Below are 23,049 nucleotides of genomic sequence, written 5' to 3' on the forward strand. Positions count from 1 at the left end.
AAAAAATATTGGTTTATAAAATTTTTTAATCCCAATATTACAAGTAAATTAAATAAGTCTAGAAACAAAAAACAAATACTACTCAAATAATGACTGATACAATTTCAAAACCATATAAAGTTGATGATTTAGTCCAATCATTTGAGGAGCAACTAGAACTGTTTTTTTCAAAAAATTTTGAATCCAAATCAAAAACTCCTGAATTAGATGAAAATCTTGGGCAAGTATTCACCTCTCCTGTACTAGCTAAATTTATGATTAGCCTTTTTAAGGAGAAAATTCAATCAAATTCAAAAATACTTGATCCTTGTATAGGTCCAAATACGTTTTTCAAATTACTACCCATAGAAGTTTCAAATTGCTTTTTGAAAGGTATTGAAATTGATAAAAGTCTTATAAACGATGAGATTGAAAAATTCTATAACAACTCAAAAAGAACACTGATTAAAGGAAGTTTTTTTGACTTAGATTCTAAGGAAAAGTTTGACCTAATAATTCAAAACCCTCCATATGTGAGACAAGAATTGTTAGCAAATGGAGTGAATTCAAAATCAAATATTAAAAACGACCTTTCAATAAATTATTCATCAATTCCATCTCAATCAAATTTGTACATCTATTTTTTACTTAAAAGTATTTTACATCTGAATGATAATGGAATAATGGTAGCTGTAATTTATGACAGTTGGCTTTACAGTAGTTTCGGAAAATTTTTAAAGAACTCATTTCTAAAATTAGGCCATTTAGAAAGCATTTATCACTTTAAAAAAAGTGCTTTTGATAATGCTGATGTTGGAGCAACTGTAATCAAGTTTATTAAGAAGAAAAATAATCGAAAATCAACTTCATATTATTCTTTAAACGATTTAAATGATTTAAAAACATACAATGGACTTAAGGACAAACCTCTTAAACTCGACTCCAAAGAATTTTTAGCTTATTCATTTAACAATACTAGTGTAATAAATTTTAAATCTAATTTATTTAAACCTCTTAAGTCAATTGTTTCTAAATCTATACAACGCGGCACATCTGCTATTGTAAATAATTATTTTATTTTTTCAGAAAAAATATATCCAGAACTCAAACCCATAGTCAAGAATATTTCTAAAATAAAAACTTATAAAATAGCTGAGGATAATTCATATATCTTAGCTTTAAATAATTCAATTTCGGATAAGACAAAACAATATCTAAATTCTGTAAAAAACAATATTCTTAACGCGCCAGAAGATAAATACAAGGCTGTTAAACAAGATATTGCACAAAACAAAAAATGGTATCAGGTTAAAATAAAATCATCTGGGAATTTTATTTTCAATTACTATTTAAGGAACAATATCGATTTTATTTACAACCCAAATAAACACCTTTCTTCTGATAATTTCTATTCTGTAAATATTGAACAATCAGAGTTAGCATATTTAGCTATATTAAACTCATCGTTTACTAGATTAAATATTTTAAATAATTCTAGAAGTCAAGGTAACGGTTTAAGAAAAATACAACTTTATGAATTTAAAGAAGTTAAAGTCATTGATATAAAAAATATCTCAAGTGAAACCATCAAAGAACTTGAAGGATTAGGTAAATCATTAATGACTTCGAATCGATATGACAACCAACAAAATGAAATAATTAAGCAAATTGATTCAATTTTATTGAATGAATATAACAATTACAATAACTCCTCTATTGGGATTGATGAGTTGATAAATGAATTAAAAGAATACATCAAATAATATGATAAACCTATGGTATGACTCTGATGAAGTTCAAGGCTTTCATCCAGTTGTTAAGACTGCAATAGAAAACGCTATAACAAATTGTGGTTATGACTCTTTATTAGAGTTAGAGCATCACCCTCCGATTCCAAATAGTACAATTGTTCCAGACTTTGCGATTAAGCTAAAGTCTAATAATAGATACATTTTTGTAATTGAAGTAAAAAAGACAGCACGCGATATAACATCTCAGAGGTTTCAAAATCAATCTAGAAACTACGTGACAGACCTTGCTACTAATTGGGCTCCAAATTATCCGAAATACTTTTGTTTAACAAATATTGAAGAATTAATTCTTTTTGCCGACAGACAAGGACCAATATCAACTTGTATTTTAAAAGGAAATCCTAAATCACACACTCGTTTCAATCCTCAAACTCGAGATGCTACAAAAACTAGTAATGAGTTTCAATCAACTTTCGAGCAACTTTTACCGATTATTTATAATAGGACACAACCCGATTGGGATAATAATTGGCAACCAATTATTGATTCATTTTATCAAAATTTCCAAAGTGTTAGTAGTAGTTTACCCCATAACAAAGAGTTATCTGATGAACTGTCATTATATGAACTTTTTAGACTTCTAGCATTTACTTATTTGAAAGATTATTATAATCAGACTAATAATCCCAATCAAAGTTATTTTAGAACTTTTCCACCTGCTAGTGATAACCTACAAAATTTCAGGAGCAAACTATCCAATAATTATAATAGAGTAATACAACTTGATTTTAATCAGGTGTTTTCCAATCATCCAAATTCAGCAGACAGAATTTTTCCAGAAAATTTTAGTGCTTCTATTTTACAATATTTCAAGAATACAATCCAAGCCTTAAATAACTTTGGCTCACAAGCTGTTTCTGACAATCCTTTACCAGAATACATATTCAACCTATTGACTTCGAAAGTTTATGACAAACAAACACTTCATAAGAAAGGTAAAATAATGTCAGACACAGAATTGTCCATTTTACTGGCAACTGTAACAATCGAAAACACAGATTCAATCGTCATTGACCCTTGTTCTGGAGATGGTGCTTTATTGGATGCAGCTTATGATTATTTAAATATTCTTAACCTTTCAAACAATGGTGTTGCGAAAAGTCATAATCAACTACTTAATCAAGTTTCAGGCATTGAATATGACCCTTTTTTAGCTCAATTAGCAACATTTAGATTGGTTTCCAAAAACCTTTCTGGTGTTGATAATAGTACTAATGCAAATATTCAAACCGGTAATGCATTTACTAAACCAAATAGTTCTGCCTTTGATGTCCTGTTAATGAATCCTCCGTTTTTAAGAAACGATAACCCAGATGCACCAATAACAATTGCAGATAAAGCCTTAATGAATAATGCAATAACAAGTAATGGGCTATCAAACTTTGTTACTCTAGCTTCTCAACCAAATTTATATTTCTACTTTGTAAATTATACTTGGCACTATTTAAATCCTCAAGGAAGAGCTGGTTTAATATTAATGGCCAAATTCTTAAACAACGAAGAAGGAGAACATTTAAAACAATTTATTTTAGACAAAGTAGATGCAATTATTTTATATCCGAGAAATTATTTTGAAGATTTCAAAGTTACAACTGTAATAACTGTATTAAGTAAACAGCCTACCAACGAAATAAAGTTTTTAAGGATAATAAATCCAGATTTATTATCACGACCAGATGATATAAAATCCATTATTTCTTCGAATACAACAACAACGATTAATTCTGATTATACTTTAAAAGTAACTGATAGAAGCATTAGCCCTTCAGGTAATTGGAAAATGTATTTTAACGATCCTGAAGGTAAATTTCAAGATTTAGATTCTCTAACATTTTTAGAACCTTTAGATACCTTTTTCACTGTTAAAAAGCGTGGAGGTGCAGAAAATAGTGGAGGTTCTTCGATTATTTTTCCTGATTTTAATGAGTTGCCATATTCTGGCATTGATAATTCTAATAAAGGCTTTGGCATAAAAAATAGTAGAAGTGCAAGAAAATTAATTTTAGATCAATCAAATTTAGAAGAGGAACCTGCAATACATTTCCCAAGTAGATATGATGACAATTCAAGTAATGGATTAGATGTGATGCATCAAACTGACACATCTCTTAATGCAGTTTTCAATACCAATAATATTCCCAATCCTTCGAGATGGAAAAGAATAGTGAATGCAGCATTTAGAAATAAAGTTTCATTTGACATATTAATTCCTAGAGCGGAAAGAACCAAACATTCTTGCTATTATAATCCTATCTCTTCTCCAGTAGTACTAACAACTAATTTTTTCTATTTATCAGGTTTTCAAAATGGAAATACCGACTCTACAATATCTTTAGAAAATCAAATAAAATTTATAACAGCTTATTTAAATTCTTGCTTTGGTCAAATACAATTCGAAATACATTCAAACAACCATGAAGGAATGAGAAAACTTGAAGGGTTCCACATAGACGAATTAAAAGTGCCTGACTTAAGACTTTTGTCTAAAACAGAAATTGATACGGTGGTCACCGCATTTGAAAATTTAAGTACTCAAAATATAACAGTTAGCGGAGATGAAGGATTATCAACTCAAAGAAGGCAATTAGATGAGGAAATAGCGAAAATAATTTATACCAAAAACAATTTAGGATTTAGTTCAAGTATTCAATTAACGAATTTCTTCGAACTCTTTTTAGCTGACCTAGTAGAAGATAGAAGATTATGAAAAAAAATAAAATTAAGGTAGTTGGATTATTCTCTGGCTGCGGTGGATTAGATTTAGGATTTAAACAAGCAGGTTACGATATCATTTGGGCAAATGATATTTTAAAGGATGCTTGTGAAACATACAAGGTAAACATTGGCGACCATATTATTAATGAGGATATTACTAAAGTAGATTTAGACTCTATTCCTAAGGCTGATGTAATAATTGGTGGTCCTCCTTGTCAGGGATTTTCAGGTATAGGAAAAAGAGACCCTAATGACAATAGGTCTGCATTGGTATATTCCTATTTAGACGTAGTAAACAAAGTTCAACCTAAAATTTTCCTTTTTGAAAATGTAACAGGAATTAAGTCATCAAAGGCTGCTGATGGAACTAAAGTAATTGATAATCTAAATGAAGCATTTCAAAAAATTGGATACCATATAAACATTCACACTCTTAATGCTGCCGATTATGGTGTGCCTCAAAAAAGAAAGAGAGTATTTATAATTGGTAACAAATTTGAAGTTGATATTAATGCCCCAACCCAAACTCATTCTGAAAAAGATTCAAATAAAAAGAAATGGATTTCATCTTTTGAAGCTATTTCTGATTTAGAATCACCAACTGATGATGGACTTGTAAAATACACTAAACAACCAAGTTGTGAGTATCAGTCCTTGATGCGAAAAAATTCAACTGAAACAACATTGCAGATCACTCCTTATTCAAGCCCAACAGATAAGGAGATTATTAAACACGTGAAACCTGGAGGAAACTATATGGACATTCCTGATGAGGTTTCCACTAAGCGAATAATGTATTTCAAGAGCACAGGGGGAAGAACAACCACATATGGGAGATTAGACCCTAAAATGCCTAATTACACATTAAACACACATTTCAATAGACCGAATATAGGATGTAATATTCACTATGAGGAAGATAGAATGATTACAATACGAGAGGGTTTAAGATTTCAATCTTTTCCTGATGATTTTCATTTAATATCTAAAACCAAGAGAAACTATTATGTTCAAGTTGGAAATGCAGTTCCTCCCCTCTTATCTAGGGCTTGGGCTGATCATTTACAAAAGTACTTAACCGCTGAACGCATATCAAAAACCTCAAGCACCAATAACTTAAACCCCTCATTGTTAGAAACCTAAAATTATTTAAGCAGCCCTTTTGCTATTCTAAAATAAATAATTACTGCATTAGGGCTTGTTTATTATATTTTAAGCCTTAACATCTCCAAAACTTTTTGTCCTATTTGATTATCCAAATCCCTACTATCCTCCTCTAAGACAGAAACAAAACCCATTTTACACTGATGATCAACTTCAATATAATTTAGTAAATCATCCTTAGAATAATCATCTGTTAAATATGATTTGAAGTCTGAGTCTTTTAGTTTACCAGGATAAAGCAATAGAGCCTTATCAGCATCCCAAAAACGACAATAGGCATACATTTGTCTTAAATCACTAACAGAAGCTACACTTTTCAAAGGACGCTTCCATTTTGTATCTATTATATAGGTTTTATTATTTAATCGAATTACAACGTCTGGCCTTAATGTATTATTACCCCAAAATGATTTTGTTTCTTGACCAGACACCAAAATATCCGTTCCAATTGATGCTTTTTGTAATTGCTTCAAAATGTATTCTTCCCATAATTCATTCATATCAAAAAGAAGTGATAACATTTTCTCATTGCCACTAGCTATATCAGGTGAATAATTTAGAATAATAAGTCTTGACAATTCTAAAGCATAGCTATAACCTCCTGATTTCCTATCTAATTTAAGATTATTTAAATGTGCTGCGGTTATTTTTTTATTATCAACTTCTGGAAAATTCAATAAAACTCTTCGGCATAAGTCATATAACCGTGAACCAGATGTAAACTGATCAACTATCAATAAAGCCTTTCTTAAAATTTGATGTAGTAAATGGTTTGTATCATAAACCTGATGTGTTGTATAAAACCTTTCCTTATGAACAATATTTCTATTTAAGTGTCCTGCAAATTCTAACTTTCCTTTTAATGCTTTAGAATTTTCAGTTTGCTTTCGATACTGCTTGATGAGTCCTTTTCTTGTCAAACTTTCCAGTTCCAACAAATACAACTCAAAATATACCTCCAACAAGTTTAAATGCTGTCTTTTTACATGAGCAGCACCTGAAGAGTCAGGCTTTAGCTTACCACAAGCTTGAAGCATTTTAAGTAACACCCCTTTCCACTGATTATCATTATCATCCTTATCAGCTTTGGGATTGATTTCTATCGTTAAACCATCAACCTGAATCACACCAACATACTGATTAAACTTTACCCCTTTAGCTATAGGCTCGAAATATTTACCTTCATGATAGTCATTTAGCTTTAACAAGGCATCTAAATGCATTTGTTTAAACCCTTGCTCACCAATGCAAAGGCGTTGATGCTCAAAAACTGATATGATTTTTAGGCTTTTCAATTAAATTTCTTGATTATTAGTTTTCTCTCCTAATAAAGTTTTCACTGCATCCATGACATTATTTTCATCAACTCGTTTTAATATAAAAGTTGGTGTTTTAAAATCGCTAGCATGATCATAATCAAAATCTGCAAACTGCACATTGCTATTCCTTATTTTATCAACAAAACCGTTTCCTAAAACAAGTCCAATTTTACCATAATCACCATAAAAATATTCCTGTAACAATGGTACTATTTTATTATTAAAAGCATCAGCTAAACCTTTTTTAGTATTAATATTTACAAAGTACGAATGCCCTATGGTATGATCTCTATCTACCAGTAATTCAATTCTCTGATTAATTTTTTCCAAAATAACCGACAACTTAACACCATCGATAGTTTCATTTTTAATAACACTTAGGTCAGGCATCATCTCTTTAAACTCAAAACGACGTCTAAGAGCTGTATCTAAAGCTTCTACAGATCTATCAGCCGTATTCATAGTTCCATAAATATCTAAATTCGCTGGTACACCAAATTCCTTTTTTGAATAAGGAAGTTTAATCTTTATTTCATTTTTAGCTCCAAGCCTCTTATCCACCTCTATTAAAGTTATAAGCTCCCCAAAAATAGCAGACACATTTCCTCTATTGATTTCATCTATAAAAATCGCATATCGGTTGCTTGGATCCTTTTCTGCCTTTTTACATAATGATTTAAAAACACCATCCTCAATTAAATAACCTAATTCCTTTGAAGATTCGTCTTCAACAACCTCATTATCATCTAGCAACGGCTTTATACCTTCGATAAAATCTTCATAGGCAAAAGATTGATGAAAAGTCACAAAATCATAATTCTTAACAATTTTATCTGGATTAGGATTATAATTATCTACTGAGCTCTTTAAATCATATAATTCAGGCACTAATTCTTTAGCTTCTTCTTCTAGTAATTCCCAATATGAATCTTTAGTTTTATTAAAAATTAATGGCTGCATTCTATTACTCACATTTACATATTCACAATCTTTAATTGTATGACTCTGTAACTGTCCCCAAAGCGTAGGCCTTACCGTATTAGAACTTGACAAATTTGCTTTTATCTGAACCCATAAATGCTCTGAAATATCACTTACCTTTGCCTTTTTTAAATCCATTAATGCAATCGTAATTACTTGCCACCATGAACAGCCTCCAACAACATTTTGTAAATATTGATCTTTTGTTATTGAAGTTTCTCTTAAAGTATATTTATCAAATAATTCAGATTTAAGATAAAATGTTTTTCCCGTTCCTGGGGGGCCGTATAAAATTTGGTTTACCGGAGTCGTTCTATACAAAGGTGTATATTTTTCATGAGTTTCATTAACGCTATCTACATTCAACTCCATTGCTTTTTCAATTAAATTTAACAAGGTATAATACTCTATTTCAGTAGCTCTAAAATTAGTTCCCTGATGTCCTACTTTTAAATTTTGAAGTTCTCGATACTTTTCAACCTCTTTCTTTAAAATGGGTGAATTAGCCAAATTATGTGTTATTCGGATACCTGCTTTTAATGAATCTATTTCTTCTCCTGACCATAAATGACTATCTGTAGATACATATTCCTTTTTAGTCGGTTCACTTGTAACATCGGCTAAAGCATAACACCCAGATTTGCTTCCTGTAATCCATAGAATAACCTTGTCTCCAACTTTTATTTTGTCCTTATGAGCAGTAACAGTCCAATCATTTAAAACGCTTCCATTTAGTGCTTCTTCAAAATCAAACACTTTCGGACTTCCTTGAAATACCCAATAGTTTGTTTTTACACTAAACTTATCATTTAAAAATTTCAAATAATTATTCTTTCCCAATAAGGCTTTTGGTATACCATTACTGTGTTTAGAATCGTATTCTACAAAATCTGGATGTTTAACACGTTCCTTCTTGCTCATCATGAACTGAATAGTACTAATCAATCCATTTACATTATTAGGATCTACTTCAAAAAAATCTATATCATCAAAGAAGTTATTTACTTCGTCTAATCTATTTTCTATATTTCCTACTGTATTTCCTAAATAAGCTCTGTAAGAATCGAAAGTATTTTTATCAAGCCATTTAGCAAAATCTCTTTTTACATTAATCAAACGAGATTGGTATTGTTCCCATAATTCTGAAGTATATTTGAAATAATCTTTATCACTTGGCTTTTGAGCAAGTATACTTCTATGAAACTCACTAATTGATGTTTTATTAGTATAATCTATATTAAGATTAGTAGCTACAACTCTAAGAGCATCTAGCTTAAACATATTTAAGCAATTATAATCTCCATACAAAAACGCTATTTTCCATTTGTAGCCATCCCCTAAATCAATATCATCTATTTGTTTTAGATCATTATTCCTTGCTGCTTTTGCAATTCTAATAATTAAACTCTTAATCGAATTGAAAGCTTCTTCTTTGGAGTTTTCACCATACTTTTTAAACCATGCATATTCCCCATCTGTAGTTCGATTACTTTCCTCCTTTACATCACTATAACTACTTCTCTTGTAAATTCCGAACTTATAAGAACTCCCTCCAACAATACTTCCCAAATCTCTTGTAATGTGCTCAACCCAGTAACAAAAAGAGTCTTTATCTAAATTAGTATACTCTTCTAGGTACATGCTTTCCAGTTTTTGGATAGGCCAATTTTCTAGAAAACTTTCTTTTAATTCATATAGCCTCAAATTTTTCTCACTTGATTCCTTCTTAACAATCACAAATCCATTTTTCCTAAAAACATCAAAACATTCTGTATTATCGCCTCCTGCAAAATTATTATCAATCTCATTTCCAGTTGCGTGATGATTAGCATAAGCCATAACTGCCTTAGGAGGAAAATACTCCCCTTCAAAAGACACATCATACGTAGATGACTGACCAAATCCGCTTGGCACTCCTAATTGTTTAAAGTCTTTAATCCCTTGAAGAATATGTTCTTTTGTTACTTTATCGAATAGCATAAATTGGTTGTAAGTTATTTCAAAAACTAAAAATAAGTTATTTAATTAAGAATGTATTATGGTTTCTCACAATGAACTTTTGAATAAAAATCCGATTTAAATAACTGCTTTAATAAAATCTTTAAAGACGAGTTTTAATTTTTATATCAAATCCGCCCCTAATTCTTTAAAAAACTCATAAGTATTATTAAAATTCCAAACTGGAGGAAAAAATAACACAACACCATCTCGCCCTCTGGTTAACAGAATTCTATATGTATTTACTCTTAAACAAGTATTTCCAAATATAGAAGTCTCGAAATCAAAATTCCAAGAACCATGACTCCACTAAAAACCCTCAAAACACTAATGTTTATGAGGGTTTTGTTTTTAAGGTGACAATTTAGATGACAATTATAACTGTTTATAGAATTAGTATGTTTATAGAAATCAATTAAACTTAAATGTTCTCCTCTAAAAATGTAAATCTTTATTTTATTATGAAACATTTAAAACATTTATTGCCCTTAATCTTATTTACAATCACACTATTTTCTTGTAGCAAAGATGATGACAATGAAAAAGAAACATCATCAAATTACATTAAAATTGACACAGAAGATTTAGGTTTAAAAGGTGGAATTATCGAAGATTATGGTGACTTTGGAAACGGAACTTATAATTTAGACCTTACTTTATACTCTTCAAATGTAACTTACGATGGTAATTCTGAACCAAACGGAAGCGGAGTTTTAATGTATTTTGAAATTTTTAGTGAAACTCCAGAAGTTCTGAAGCCAGGTATTTATTCTTGGATTAATTATGAAGATCCTATTACGACCTTCTCTTTTGACGAAGGATATATTTATCAATTTGACAACCTATCGTCTACCTACGAAGCTGCTTTTGTAAGTGGAACACTTACAGTTAAAAATTCCTCAAAAACTCAATATGAAATTTCTTTTGAAGGTGTTGATGAAAACGGAAAAACAATTACAGGATATTACAAAGGAGCTATAGCTTATAGTTTAGAAGAAGAAATGTAATGTGCTAATACTTAATTTATTTTTAAAGCGGGTAATTCCCGCTTTTTTTGTCTTCCTTAAAATTAGAGACATCTGAATCATGAAGTTTACTAACCTTTTCAGACTTTTCCTTATCTTTAAAGTATGACTATAGCAAAAACTCCAAAACCACCTTATTTCGCCGTAATATTCACTTCCGTTAAAACCAATAATGACAAAGGTTATAAAGAAATGGCAGAACTAATGGTTGCTCTTGCCAAACAACAAGACGGTTTTTTAGGTATTGAAAGCGCCAGAAACGAAATAGGAATTACCGTATCGTATTGGAAAGATTTGGAATCTATACGAAACTGGAAAAACCACGTCGATCATAAAGTTGCCCAAAAGGGAGGTAAAAAAGAATGGTATAAAGCCTACAAAGTAAGAATTACTAAGGTAGAACGAGATTATGGGTTCTAATCTAATCTCAACTTTCTTAGTTAAACTTTAAGACATTTTTTCTTCTAAAATTTTATTCCACCCCTTGTAAGCTTCATGCGGTATAAACTCTCTTAAGTTAGGTTTAAAAGTTTTAACATTTTCTTCCATAGGTTCAGGTAAGTATTCTAAACCAGACCAAAATTTTATACCGAGCCCAGACATGAGGGCAGCCCCCCATGCTGACACATCAGTAATTCCCATGTTAACAACAGGAGTTTTTAATAAATCTGCTAGAAACTGCATTAAAAAGGAATTCGCTGTTATTCCGCCATTAACTTTTAATTCCTTTAATTCTGTGTGCGTTTCCTGCTCTATGGAAGTTATTACATCCTTAATTTGGAATGCGATTGATTCCAAAGCGGCACGAACCAAATGTGACTTATTAGTTCCAAACGTTAGTCCGTGAATAGAACCTTTCCATTGATCCTGCCAATAAGGGGCTCCCATTCCACTAAAAGCAGGAACTAAATACACGCCTTCGTTGGTAACCAAAGATGTTAACATGATCTCTATCTGATCATATGTTTCAAAAACACCTAACTGATTTTTTAACCATTCTAACGTAGATCCACAACTTACAATAACCCCTTCTAAAGCATAATTAACTTGATTACGAATACTCCACCCTATAGTGGTTAACATACCGTTTTCGGTTTGCCCTTTAATATTTTCCGAGTTCCATAATATTGAAGAACCTGTGCCTAAAGTTGCCTTTGCAGATCCATTTTTAAAGCACCTTTCACCAAAAAATGCAGCCTGAGAATCTCCAATGACTCCAGTTATTGGAATTGAAATATCGAAAACACCTTCGAAGTTAGAGTCTCCATAATCATCAGCCGAAGAGGCTACTTTTGGTAATTTCAATGATTCAAGATTAAACGACTTCAATAATTCAGAATCCCATTCCAAATCATAAATATTAAAAAACAAAGTTCGAGACGCATTAGTAAAATCCGTTTTATAACAATTCCCATGGGTCAATTTGTATAACAACCAAGTATCTACTGTTCCAAAACAAGCTTCTCCCTTATCTATAGCTTGTTTAATTTTTCCATTATTTTCATAAAGCCACATAACTTTAGTTGCTGAAAAATAAGGGTCTATTGTTAATCCGGTTTTAGAACTAATTAAACTTTCTAAATCTTTTTCTTTTAGTGTTTCACAAATTGAAATTGACCTCTTACACTGCCAGACTACTGCATCACATAATGGATTGCCTTCTTTATCCCATAAAACAAAAGTTTCTCTCTGGTTTGAAATGCCACACGCAATAATTTTATCTACTTCACCAATATATTTCTCTTTAAACTCAGTAATACAATTTTTAACCGCACTAATAACCGATTGATAAATTTCTTCTGGTTTCTGCTCAACAAATCCAGAGGTCGGATAGAAAGATTTTAGAGGGGTTGTACTTTTAATTATTACTTGACCCTGCGAATCAAAAATAATAGCCTTTGACCCACTGGTTCCTTGGTCTATAGATAAAAAATAAGATTTAGACATGTAACTGAAATTTTAACTTTTAATCTTCATTTGGATAATTCAACCTATCCATTATTACTGCTATAAGGATTACAAAACCTTTTATAATTTGCTGCCAGAACGGAGATACATTCAGCAATACCAAACCACTATTCAACACACCTATTATAAGTGCCCCCTGAACGGTTCCCATAATAGATCCGCGACCTCCGGATAAAGAAGTTCCTCCTATTACAACAGCAGCAATCGAATCTAACTCATAACTCATACCTGCATTAGGTTGGGCCGAATCTAATCTAGATGTAAGGATTATACCTCCAACAGCTGCCAAAACACCTGCTATCGCATATACCCAAATCTTAACACGATTGATATTTATACCTGATAAGCGTGCTGCACTTTCATTACCTCCAATGGCGTAAATATGTCTCCCGAATTTGGTCTTCCTCGTTACAATTACAGCAATAACAACCACCAGAATCGTAATCCACACTGGCATGGGAATACCTAAAAACCATCCGGTTCCTATAAAAGAAAAATTATGACCAAATCCAGTTATAGGAAACCCTCCCGTCCATAACATTGTGGCTCCCCGGGCAATGGTAAGCATCGCTAAAGTAGCTACAAATGGAGGCACTTTAAATTTCGTAATCATCCAGCCATTAAACAGTCCAAGGCTTCCTCCCGTAATAACACCAGCCAGAATAGTTCCAAAAAGGGTAAAACCTATGTAGGCATTTAAAACTGGTATTTCAAGTCCATATTTTAAAACACCTGCGGCTATTGCGCCACTGAAAGCTAATATGGAGCCAACAGAAAGGTCGATACCTTTGGTTAAAATAACGAGTGTCATCCCTACGGAGATGCATACATTAATGGAAATTTGTCGTGCTATATTCCATCCATTCTCTAAGGTGAAAAACTTATCGGATAAAATTGTTAATACAATGCATAATACTAAAAGTGCAATGATTGACTGAAATCGTACTAAAGTAGATTTAACATTGGCCATAATATCTTGTAATCTTATTTATATTATTTAAAAAATTCTTTATGATGTGGCAGCAGACATGATTGATTCTTCACTTGCTGTTTGCTGATTAAAACTACCGGAAATTCGGGTTTGACTTAACACCAGTATACGATCTGCTATTGCCATAATTTCAGGTAATTCTGAAGAAACAACCACGATACCTAATCCTTCCTTAGCCAGTTTATTTATTAAATGATAAATTTCATTTTTAGCATTAACATCAATCCCTCTTGTTGGTTCATCGAGAAACAACACTTTGGGCTTTGTTGCCAGCCATTTAGATAAAACTACTTTTTGCTGATTTCCTCCACTTAAATTTTTAGCCAGTTGTTTCTCAGAAGGCGTTTTTATTTTTAATGCTGTTATATATTTTAGTGAAAGTGCAGCCTCGAGAATAGTGCTTAAAAACCCTTTCTTTACAACCTTATCAATACTAGCCATACTAATATTTTTACATATAGGCATTTGTAAAACCAAACCATCTTCTTTTCGATCTTCGGGAACCAAAGCTATACCGTATTTTATAGCATCAATTACAGAAGTAATTTTAACCTGTTTTCCTTCAATAAAAACAGCGCCAGACATATGTTTGTAATGTAATCCAAAAATAGTTTCCAAAAGTTCGGTGCGCCCTGCACCCATCAAACCAAAAATGCCCAGCACCTCACCTTTCTTCACATTGAAACTTACATCTTTAATTAAAAAGGTAGATTTATCATTTACTCGCGGAAGACTAATATTTTCCACCCTTAAAACCTCCTCACCTAAAACCACATCGTCCTTTTGGAATTTATTATCAATATCTCTTCCAACCATTAAACGAATAAGATCGTCTCTTTTTGTGTTTGTAACATCTTCAATCGTACCCACCGATTTACCATCTCTCAAACCTGTAAACCGATCTGCTATGGCAAATAGTTTATCTAACTTATGTGAAATATAAAGAATGGATACATTATGATCTTTTAGCGTACCGATTATCCTGAAAAGCACCTCTATTTCTGAATCTGAAATCGCCGAAGTCGGCTCGTCCATTATCAACACTTTAGCTTCTTCTAAAAGTGCTTTAGCTATTTCTACGAGCTGCTGCTCTCCTACTCTTAATTTAGAAACCCGAGTTTTAGGATTTAATTGACAATCTAAGCGCAACAGCAGTTCCTTGGTTTTGCTTATCATGGTTTTGGTGTCCAGCATTCCAAAACGATCTTGTAATTCCCTTCCTAAAAAAATATTCTCGTAAATAGATAGGTAAGGAATCAAGTTGAGTTCCTGATGAATAATGGCAATGCCACTCTTCATGGCTTCTTTAGGATTACTAAAATTCACAATCTCACCATTTAAAATAAGTTCCCCTTCATAATCTGGATAAACACCAGATAGAATTTTCATTAAAGTAGATTTACCTGCTCCATTTTCACCTACAATAACATTTACCTTTCCAGTATGTACATTCAGGTTTACGTTATCTAATGCAGTAATACCTCCAAACTTTTTGGTAATGTTTTTAGCTTGAAGCAAAATATCTGGTTGATTCTTCAATGCTATTCGTTTTTGAATTTAACATCAATAGGAATTACTCTTAAATCATCGAGATTTACCTGTTTTACGTTCACTTTTACTGCTCCTTTAAAATGGATAGTATCTTCTATTTTTACGTTTTCTTTAAAGGGAGGAATAATATTTTCACGAACATAATTATTTAGTTCAACTGATATATTATTATAGTCCATAGTATTTTGGTAATCGCTAATATTAGCTATTTTGGTTCCTTCACGAATAGCATTTCCGAATATAAAATCGGTAGCGATTTTAACATTTTGATCTTTACCGTCAATTAATGATACTATGACATTTTCATCACCTATATAACGAACTACGGCATCACTTTCAACAATAAAATAATAGCTATTACTGATACCTAATTTATGTCCTTGTGTTTCACAATAAGCCGTAACATCTTTTGCTAATTCATCCAAAAACACAGCCGTTGATATGCCTTTTAGCGATTTAGCTTCCGAGGTCATAAACGCATTGGCAAAACCTTTAGCATCAAACTTAGATTTACCATGTTTTTCTTTTACTTCAGTTAAATTCTCTATGTATATCGAATTATATAACGACACACAAATTATGACACCAACAAGGATATATTTAATGACTCTTTTCATAGCTTATTCGTTTGATCCGTATGCATTAAACTGATTGATATTCTCCTGAGTAACCACCTCGACTTCAAGAGGTGTTTTGGCTCCAAAATCACGCCTACCTTTTATATACTCATCGGCTAATTCTGCTGCGGTTCTTGCCATTTGCTTGGGCGATTGCATAGCCGTTGCCATTATTCTTTTGTTGTTAATGGCATCCATAACATCTTTAGCGCCATCAAAGCCAAAAACCATTACGCTATCAGCTTTTCCAGATGCTACTAATGCCTGATAGGCTCCCATAGCCATAGCATCATTACCACAAAATACAGCATCAATATCTGGGTTGGATTGTAAAATAGACTCCAGCACTTCCATAGCTTTACTCCTGTCGAAGTCTGCACTTTGCTGAGCCACCATTTTTAAGTCCGGAAAATGATCGACCACACTATGAAACCCTTTAGATCGGTTCCAGGTATTATTATCTCCAACCAAACCAAGTAGTTCCACATACTTTCCTTTTTTATGAAGCTTTCGAACAAAATACTCACCAAGCTCTACACAACCAGAAAAGTTATCAGAAATAATTTGGGAAGCTGGATCGTCTAGAGAATTCACTTCTCTGTCCATACAGAATGTAGGTACACCAGCCTGCTTAGCACGTTTAACATTGGATACCGATCCTTCTGAATCCGTAGGATTAAATAAAATGGCACTGTAACCTGCAGCAATTAAATTCTCAAAATGTTCTGCTTCTTTAGATGTATTATTCTGGGAATCGAAAATGGTAGCTTCGTAGCCTAATTCCCTTGCTCGTTCTGCAGCCGATTCTCCCAAAACGACAAACCATGGATTATTAAGCGTAGATATAACTACGGCTACTTTTTTTGCGGATTCCTTTTTATCATTATTACAAGATGTTATTAAAAATAAAAAAAGAAAAAGCAGTAAATATTTTATTGGTAGTGGTGGTATTAGTTTAGTTGGTAAAGTCATAACATCAAATTTTAAGATTCAACAAAGTTTTACAGGTTTCATACAACCCAACTTCCGAAATACCGTAGTGGTTAAATATTTCAACCTGAGAACCCGTAATAGTATATTCATCAGGAATTCCAATAATTTTAAAGGGGTTAGTAAAACCTTTTTGAAACAGATGAGAAGCACAGGCTTCTCCCAGCCCTCCATTAATCATGTGTTCTTCCACAGTAACAATTGGTGAATTATTTGAAGCCAAATTTTCTAACAATTTAACATCTAAAGGCTTAACAGTATGCATACTAACAACCGTTGCTTTTATATTATGATCTTCCTCTAGCCTTTTGGCAGCTAGCCACGCGGGGTAAACTGTTTCTCCGGTTGCGATTAGGGTAATATCTTTACCTTCTTTTACAACGCGACCTTTCCCAAATTGAAACGTTTGATTCTCTTCGCTTAGAAAAGGCATGGCTTTTTTTCCAAACCTTAAATAAACAGGCTTATCGTGCTTAGCTGCTAACTTCACAGCTTGCTCAGTTTCAAAATTATCAGCTGGCGCTACTATCGTTATATTGTTAATAGCTCGTAAAGCTGCAAAATCGTGTAAACTGTGATGCGTTGTTCCTAAAGCGCCATAACTTACCCCAGCACTGATTCCAACCAATGTAACGGGGTTATCAGAATAACACACATCATTTTTAATTTGTTCTAATGCCCGAGCGCTTAAAAAACACGCAGGAGATACAGCAAATGATTTTTTTCCTGCGGAAGCTAACCCAGCTGCAACTCCTACAAGATTTTGCTCTGCGATACCTACTTCTACAATTTGTTTGGGATATTTTTGAGCGAAAGGAACCAATTTACCAGACCCTCGGGAATCACTGGTTACAGCTATAATATCCTTATCGGTTTCTGCTAAAGCCTGAAGTGTTTCAGAAAACACAATCTGATTAGCCTCACCCATTTTTAAATATTTATCTTCTATTTTATCTAGCTCCATTATCTTATTCAATTAATGCTTCCGCCTGATTTAGTTCACTTAAAGCCAATTCGTATTGTTCCGGACTAGGCACACCGTGATGCCATTTTATATTTCTTTCCATATAACTCACCCCTTTTCCTTTAATGGTATGAGCAATAATAAAATTAGGCTTACCTGCTTCAAACGGCCCGTTATTTAAGGCGTTCTCTAAATCTTCTAAATTATGTCCGTCAACTTCTTTTACTGCCCAACCAAAAGTTTCTAACTTTTCCCGAACGGAATCGGTGTTCATCACATCTTTATTGTCTCCGGTGATTTGTTGTTTATTATAATCGAGAATCGCATACAGATTATCCAATTTATAATGTGAAGCCGACAAAAAAGCTTCCCAATTAGAGCCCTCTGGTAATTCACCATCACCTAACAATGTAAAAATCCGGTGTGATTTATTATCTAATTTTGCTGCTATAGCTTCTCCTACACAAATAGGCAATCCGTGCCCTAATGCCCCGGTATTCTGCTCAACACCGTTTACTTTTTTTGTAGGGTGTCCTATATAATGGGATTGATAACGGCATAAGGTCTCTAAATCTGATTCAGGAAAAAATCCGCGATCTGCCAAAGTCACAAACAAAGCTTCTACGCAATGGCCTTTACTTTGTACATAGCGGTCTCTATTCGGGTTCTTAAAATTATTAGGGTCTACATTTAACACACGATTATACAACACATTCAACGTATCGACACAAGAAAGACTCCCTCCTGTATGCCCAGCCTTCGCATGGTATATATATTTAAGAAGGTTCTTCCGTAGATAAACTGACTTCAATTTCATTTCTTTGTTTGTCATCATCTCTCTAATTTGAAGTTTAATATTATCCCTTGTGATTGTAGACTTCCCACCCCATATAATTCCCCAGAGCTTCCTCCAGAATTGAAGCTGTTTTAGAAGCATTCATAACCACATGATGCTCAAAACCATTTCTGCATATGTGATGCATTAATCCGTTTAAATCACCTATCTGAGCAACGGCTCTATTTCCAAAGGTGTTTAGAGGATCGTTGGTAAGTTCCCCTTCTCCAACATAGGCTTTTATTATTCCTTTAGGATCGTCTGTACTAATTCTTCCGAAGGTAAGCGGCATGGCCGGAGTTCTTCCGTCTAATGCTCCATAGGTATTTTCCACTCCAATACTGGTACCCAAAATAGGCGCATTACTGATCTCTATGTCTGGTAAAAATGATTTTGCCCAGTTTCCACAATGAAATAAAACACACTTATTTTCATCATCGGCATAATTATTATTCCAATCTACCAAAGCACTTGGTGAACCTGATGCCAATTGCATGGCGTACATACTTAAAGTTCCTGTAACATCAACTTCACAGGCCGAAGGCAACATGTTTTCAGACATAATACTCATACTTGTACACACATTACATCCGTAATTTTGCTGTAGTGACGTCCAACACTGAATGGCTGTAGCATCCAAGGCATATTCTTCTACATACTCATTTAAAACCACATCCAGTTTAGCGATTTGAATCATAGCCTCATCCGGAGTTTCCCCCTTAGGGGCATAAGCATTTATAGTTTCTAAATGCTGCTTGACAGGTTTATCATCTTTGGTCAACTTATTGGCCCTACCTAAAATTTCTGAAAGATCGGCAGTAACCACTGTAATACCATTTCTTTGTAAAATCTTTTCTGAAAAGCGTACCGTATTAAAAGCTCCAGGTCTGGCTCCAATAGCTCCAATACGAATATTTTTCATCCCCTTTACCACGCGGCATACCGCTAAAAAGTCTTTTAAATCGTTCTGAAATGGTTTCTCTGACGGGAAAGACACATGCTGACTTGTTAACGAGTATTTAATACCGTATTGATACAGGTTATTACAAACTGATATTTTACCACACCAAGAATCTCGTCTGTTAGCAACATTCATTTTAGATAATTCATCCGGATAGGCCTGGACAAGAACTGGCACGTTTAAATTTGCAAGTTTCAATGTATCGGCCACTCCTCGTTCATCCCCAAAATTTGGAAGCAACACCAGTACTCCTGCTATTTCTTCATTGTATTTTTTAAAGAGGTCTGCGCATTTCTGAGAATCTTTGTAAGTTTCTACACCTCCTAATTTAGTATCTGTAGTTTCTAATAAAATAGGTTTTATACTTAGCTCTGAAAGAACATTAATAATTTCTGTTCTAGCTTTTTCTACTAAACTATCAGGAAAAAAATCCCTATTACCTATAATTACCCCTAGGCTTAATAATTGTTTCGACATGCTTATTTGTAAGTTTGTTGGCTCTAATATTTACATTTTAATAATAAAATACTGTTAATTTTAAACGATGGTCAATTTTATAAAAATTTAATTGCGATAATTTCAAAATAAAACAAACACATTTAACATCTACTAAATTTACAAAAGTTCATCAAGCAATCAAACATATCTGCTTATCAACACACGAAACAAACAATAACCAACACTTTCGTTATCTTTATTGACAAATAGAAGTTTTTTAGTTTAAAATAAAATGAATAAATATCAGGAGACATTTAACACCTGGAATAGCATAGCCAACCGCTATGAGGAAGCGTTTTTTGACCTGCATTTATATAACGACACTTACGATTTCTTTTTAGACAATCTTCCAGATAAAGAATCAAAAATTTTAGATGTGGGCTGCGGACCTGGAAATATTACGAACTACCTGTTAAACAAAAGTCCAAACCTAAAAATTAAAGGCATAGATATTTCAAAAAACATGATTGCTTTAGCTCAAAAGAATAACAAATCAGCTGAATTTAAAATCATGGACATTAGAAATTTAGATTCACTACAAGATAGCTTCGACGGTATTATTTGCGGTTTTTGTCTCCCTTATTTATCTAAAAAAGACTACTCCAAACTCATTTCAGACTGTAATCTATTACTAAATAAAAACGGCATTCTATATCTAAGTTTTGTTGAAGGTGACACCAAAAATTCAGGATATATTTCCGGAAGTACAGGAGACCGTATGTATTTCTATTATCACAACCTAAAAGACCTTAAAAACGAATTAACTATTCACGGTTTTGAATCTCCTAAACTTATTTTAAAATCTTACGCAAAAAGAAATGGATCTGAAGAAACCCACAGTATTTTAATAAGCAGAAAAAAATAATTCCCTAAAGTAGTTGTGAAGTAAAACAAAAAAAGGTCCGTTAAAACGGACCTTAAATTAATAACATTTAATAAAGACTCTAAATTAAAGTCTTTATTTTTTCAATTATAGTATCAGCTAACGCATCGGCACTTTCCTGAGATGTGCTTTCTGTATAAATTCTGATAATCGGTTCGGTGTTTGATTTACGAAGGTGTACCCATTCGGTTTCAAAATCAATCTTCACGCCATCAATCGTATTCACGGCTTCATTTTTAAAATGTTCAGCTATTTGATCTAAAATAATATCAACATTTATTTCTGGCGTTAACTCTATTTTCTTCTTACTCATAAAATAATTTGGGTAAGAATCACGTAATGCTTTACATGATATTTTTTGATGCGCCAAATGCGATAAAAACAAAGCCACACCCACCAGAGAATCTCTTCCGTAATGTGAATCCGGATAAATAATTCCGCCATTACCTTCACCGCCTATTACGGCATGAGCGGCTTTCATTTCAATAACTACGTTTACTTCACCAACAGCACTAGCCGTATAGGTTCCGCCATGTTTTTGAGTGATATCTCGTAAAGCCCTTGACGATGATAAATTAGAAACGGTGTTTCCGCCATTTAATCGACCCAACACATAATCGGCGCAAGCAACAAGGGTGTACTCTTCGCCAAACATAGAACCATCTTCACAAATAAGTGCTAAGCGGTCAACATCTGGATCGACCACAATACCAAAATCTGCTTGTTCATCTACAACCAATTTAGATATATCCGTTAAATGTTCTTTTAAAGGTTCTGGATTATGAGGAAAATGTCCGTTAGGCTCACAATACAACTTAACACACTCTACACCTAAACGCTCTAATAATGACGGAATAGCAATGCCTCCTGTTGAATTTACCGCATCAACTACCACTTTAAAACCTGCTTGCTTTATCGCTTCAGCATCGACTAATTCCAGTTTTAAAACTTCTTCTATATGTTTTTCTATATAACCTTCAACCTCAGTATAAACTCCTAAATGGTCAACTTCTACAAAAGCATAAGCATCATTTTCGGCTATTTTTAAAATTTTAGCGCCTTCAACACCATCTAAAAATTCGCCTTTGCTATTCAATAATTTTAAAGCATTCCACTGTTTTGGGTTATGACTTGCCGTGATGATAATTCCACCATCTGCACCTTCTAAAGGCACAGCGACTTCAACGGTTGGGGTTGTAGACAAGCCTAAGTTTTTCACATTAATACCCAAACCAATTAAAGTCTGACTCACTAATGTGCTTATCATTGCCCCCGAAATTCGGGCATCTCGCCCTATAACAACGGTTAGTTTTTTATCTGGATTTTGCTCCTTTAACCACATACCATAAGCTGCGGCAAATTTCACAGCATCTACAGGGGTTAAATTATCGCCTACGTTTCCACCAATGGTTCCACGAATCCCTGAGATTGATTTTATTAATGTCATTGTACTTTATACTATTTAAGCTTGGTTCTCATGAAACTCGCACACATGTTTATGTATACGCTTTAAATGTTTCATCATATTTTGGCAAGTCGCTTCAGTCTTACCTTCTACTACTAATGTTACATTAATTTTATTTTCAGCATTCTGAAAACAACTAATACTAAACCATCCATTAGGAAAAAACACTTTCAATGCTTCTGATTCTTCGTTCTTAAGGAATAAATCAAATTCACCAATAACCCAATTTAAAAACCGACAATAGGCTATTTTACTATCTACTGATGCCATTTCCTGTATTTGGAAATTGGATGGCTTAGTTTTAGTGTTTGTATTTAATGCTAACATTTAAATT

Annotated in this window: 18 protein-coding genes; 6 read left to right on the top strand and 12 right to left on the bottom strand. The window is 33.0% G+C overall.

Going from position 1 to position 23,049, the window contains the following annotated elements; translation table 11 throughout:
* Positions 1-89: 89 nt before the first annotated feature.
* The 3 genes from R1X58_RS02120 to R1X58_RS02130 are packed head-to-tail and all read left to right on the top strand — an operon-like array spanning position 90 to position 5,648.
* On the top strand, positions 90-1,742 hold the full coding sequence (locus tag R1X58_RS02120; protein ID WP_240571712.1) for an Eco57I restriction-modification methylase domain-containing protein: 1,653 nt from the start codon (positions 90-92) through the stop codon (positions 1,740-1,742).
* A gap of 1 nt (position 1,743) precedes the next feature.
* A complete protein-coding gene (locus tag R1X58_RS02125; RefSeq protein WP_240571713.1) occupies positions 1,744-4,497 on the top strand; it encodes a BpuSI family type II restriction endonuclease in 2,754 nt (917 codons plus the stop codon).
* Positions 4,494-5,648, top strand: a complete 1,155-nt coding sequence (locus tag R1X58_RS02130; protein WP_240571714.1) for a DNA cytosine methyltransferase — start codon at positions 4,494-4,496, stop codon at positions 5,646-5,648. Before R1X58_RS02125 ends, R1X58_RS02130 begins: the two co-directional genes overlap by 4 nt.
* Before the next feature lie 62 nt (positions 5,649-5,710).
* On the opposite strand, the gene R1X58_RS02135 is transcribed toward R1X58_RS02130, so the two are convergent.
* Together R1X58_RS02135 and R1X58_RS02140 are read right to left on the bottom strand one after the other, a co-directional pair.
* On the bottom strand, positions 5,711-6,964 hold the full coding sequence (locus tag R1X58_RS02135) for an McrC family protein (protein ID WP_240571715.1): 1,254 nt from the start codon (positions 6,962-6,964) through the stop codon (positions 5,711-5,713).
* Positions 6,965-9,949 (bottom strand): AAA family ATPase, encoded by a 2,985-nt coding sequence (locus R1X58_RS02140; RefSeq protein WP_240571716.1) that lies wholly within the window; start codon positions 9,947-9,949, stop codon positions 6,965-6,967.
* Positions 9,950-10,428: 479 nt separating this feature from the next.
* Here R1X58_RS02140 and R1X58_RS02145 point away from each other — a divergent pair, with 479 nt between their 5' ends.
* Positions 10,429-10,974, top strand: coding sequence for a hypothetical protein (locus R1X58_RS02145; protein ID WP_240571717.1), 546 nt, complete (start codon positions 10,429-10,431; stop codon positions 10,972-10,974).
* A gap of 123 nt (positions 10,975-11,097) precedes the next feature.
* The gene (locus R1X58_RS02150; protein WP_240571718.1) at positions 11,098-11,412 is read left to right on the top strand and encodes an antibiotic biosynthesis monooxygenase family protein; all 315 of its coding nucleotides are present in this window, start codon (positions 11,098-11,100) and stop codon (positions 11,410-11,412) included.
* A gap of 27 nt (positions 11,413-11,439) precedes the next feature.
* On the opposite strand, the gene R1X58_RS02155 is transcribed toward R1X58_RS02150, so the two are convergent.
* From R1X58_RS02155 to R1X58_RS02190, 8 genes are read right to left on the bottom strand one after another with little or no spacing between them, the layout of a single operon-like run.
* On the bottom strand, positions 11,440-12,939 hold the full coding sequence (locus R1X58_RS02155) for an FGGY family carbohydrate kinase (protein ID WP_240571719.1): 1,500 nt from the start codon (positions 12,937-12,939) through the stop codon (positions 11,440-11,442).
* 19 nt (positions 12,940-12,958) lie between these two features.
* Positions 12,959-13,930, bottom strand: coding sequence for an ABC transporter permease (locus R1X58_RS02160; protein ID WP_240571720.1), 972 nt, complete (start codon positions 13,928-13,930; stop codon positions 12,959-12,961).
* Positions 13,931-13,969: 39 nt separating this feature from the next.
* A complete protein-coding gene (locus tag R1X58_RS02165; protein ID WP_240571721.1) occupies positions 13,970-15,490 on the bottom strand; it encodes a sugar ABC transporter ATP-binding protein in 1,521 nt (506 codons plus the stop codon).
* A gap of 2 nt (positions 15,491-15,492) precedes the next feature.
* On the bottom strand, positions 15,493-16,119 hold the full coding sequence (locus R1X58_RS02170; protein WP_240571722.1) for a DUF2291 family protein: 627 nt from the start codon (positions 16,117-16,119) through the stop codon (positions 15,493-15,495).
* 3 nt (positions 16,120-16,122) lie between these two features.
* A complete protein-coding gene (locus R1X58_RS02175; RefSeq protein WP_240571723.1) occupies positions 16,123-17,091 on the bottom strand; it encodes a D-ribose ABC transporter substrate-binding protein in 969 nt (322 codons plus the stop codon).
* Positions 17,092-17,095: 4 nt separating this feature from the next.
* Entirely contained in the window at positions 17,096-18,073 is a 978-nt protein-coding gene (locus tag R1X58_RS02180) for a transketolase family protein (RefSeq protein ID WP_240571724.1), read from the bottom strand.
* Between the two features lie 4 nt (positions 18,074-18,077).
* The gene (locus tag R1X58_RS02185) at positions 18,078-18,908 is read right to left on the bottom strand and encodes a transketolase (RefSeq protein WP_240571725.1); all 831 of its coding nucleotides are present in this window, start codon (positions 18,906-18,908) and stop codon (positions 18,078-18,080) included.
* Between the two features lie 22 nt (positions 18,909-18,930).
* The gene (locus R1X58_RS02190) at positions 18,931-20,346 is read right to left on the bottom strand and encodes an L-fucose/L-arabinose isomerase family protein (RefSeq protein ID WP_240571726.1); all 1,416 of its coding nucleotides are present in this window, start codon (positions 20,344-20,346) and stop codon (positions 18,931-18,933) included.
* A 253-nt stretch (positions 20,347-20,599) separates the two neighbouring features.
* On the opposite strand from R1X58_RS02190, the gene R1X58_RS02195 reads away from it, so the two are divergent.
* A complete protein-coding gene (locus tag R1X58_RS02195) occupies positions 20,600-21,232 on the top strand; it encodes a class I SAM-dependent DNA methyltransferase (protein WP_240571727.1) in 633 nt (210 codons plus the stop codon).
* Positions 21,233-21,311: 79 nt separating this feature from the next.
* On the opposite strand, the gene glmM is transcribed toward R1X58_RS02195, so the two are convergent.
* Positions 21,312-22,697 (bottom strand): phosphoglucosamine mutase, encoded by a 1,386-nt coding sequence (glmM, locus tag R1X58_RS02200; protein ID WP_240571728.1) that lies wholly within the window; start codon positions 22,695-22,697, stop codon positions 21,312-21,314.
* Between the two features lie 15 nt (positions 22,698-22,712).
* Positions 22,713-22,985 (bottom strand): hypothetical protein, encoded by a 273-nt coding sequence (locus R1X58_RS02205; RefSeq protein WP_240571729.1) that lies wholly within the window; start codon positions 22,983-22,985, stop codon positions 22,713-22,715.
* Positions 22,986-23,049: the final 64 nt, after the last annotated feature.

It is taken from the genome of Aestuariibaculum lutulentum (genome assembly GCF_032926325.1).
GTDB lineage: Bacteria > Bacteroidota > Bacteroidia > Flavobacteriales > Flavobacteriaceae > Aestuariibaculum > Aestuariibaculum lutulentum.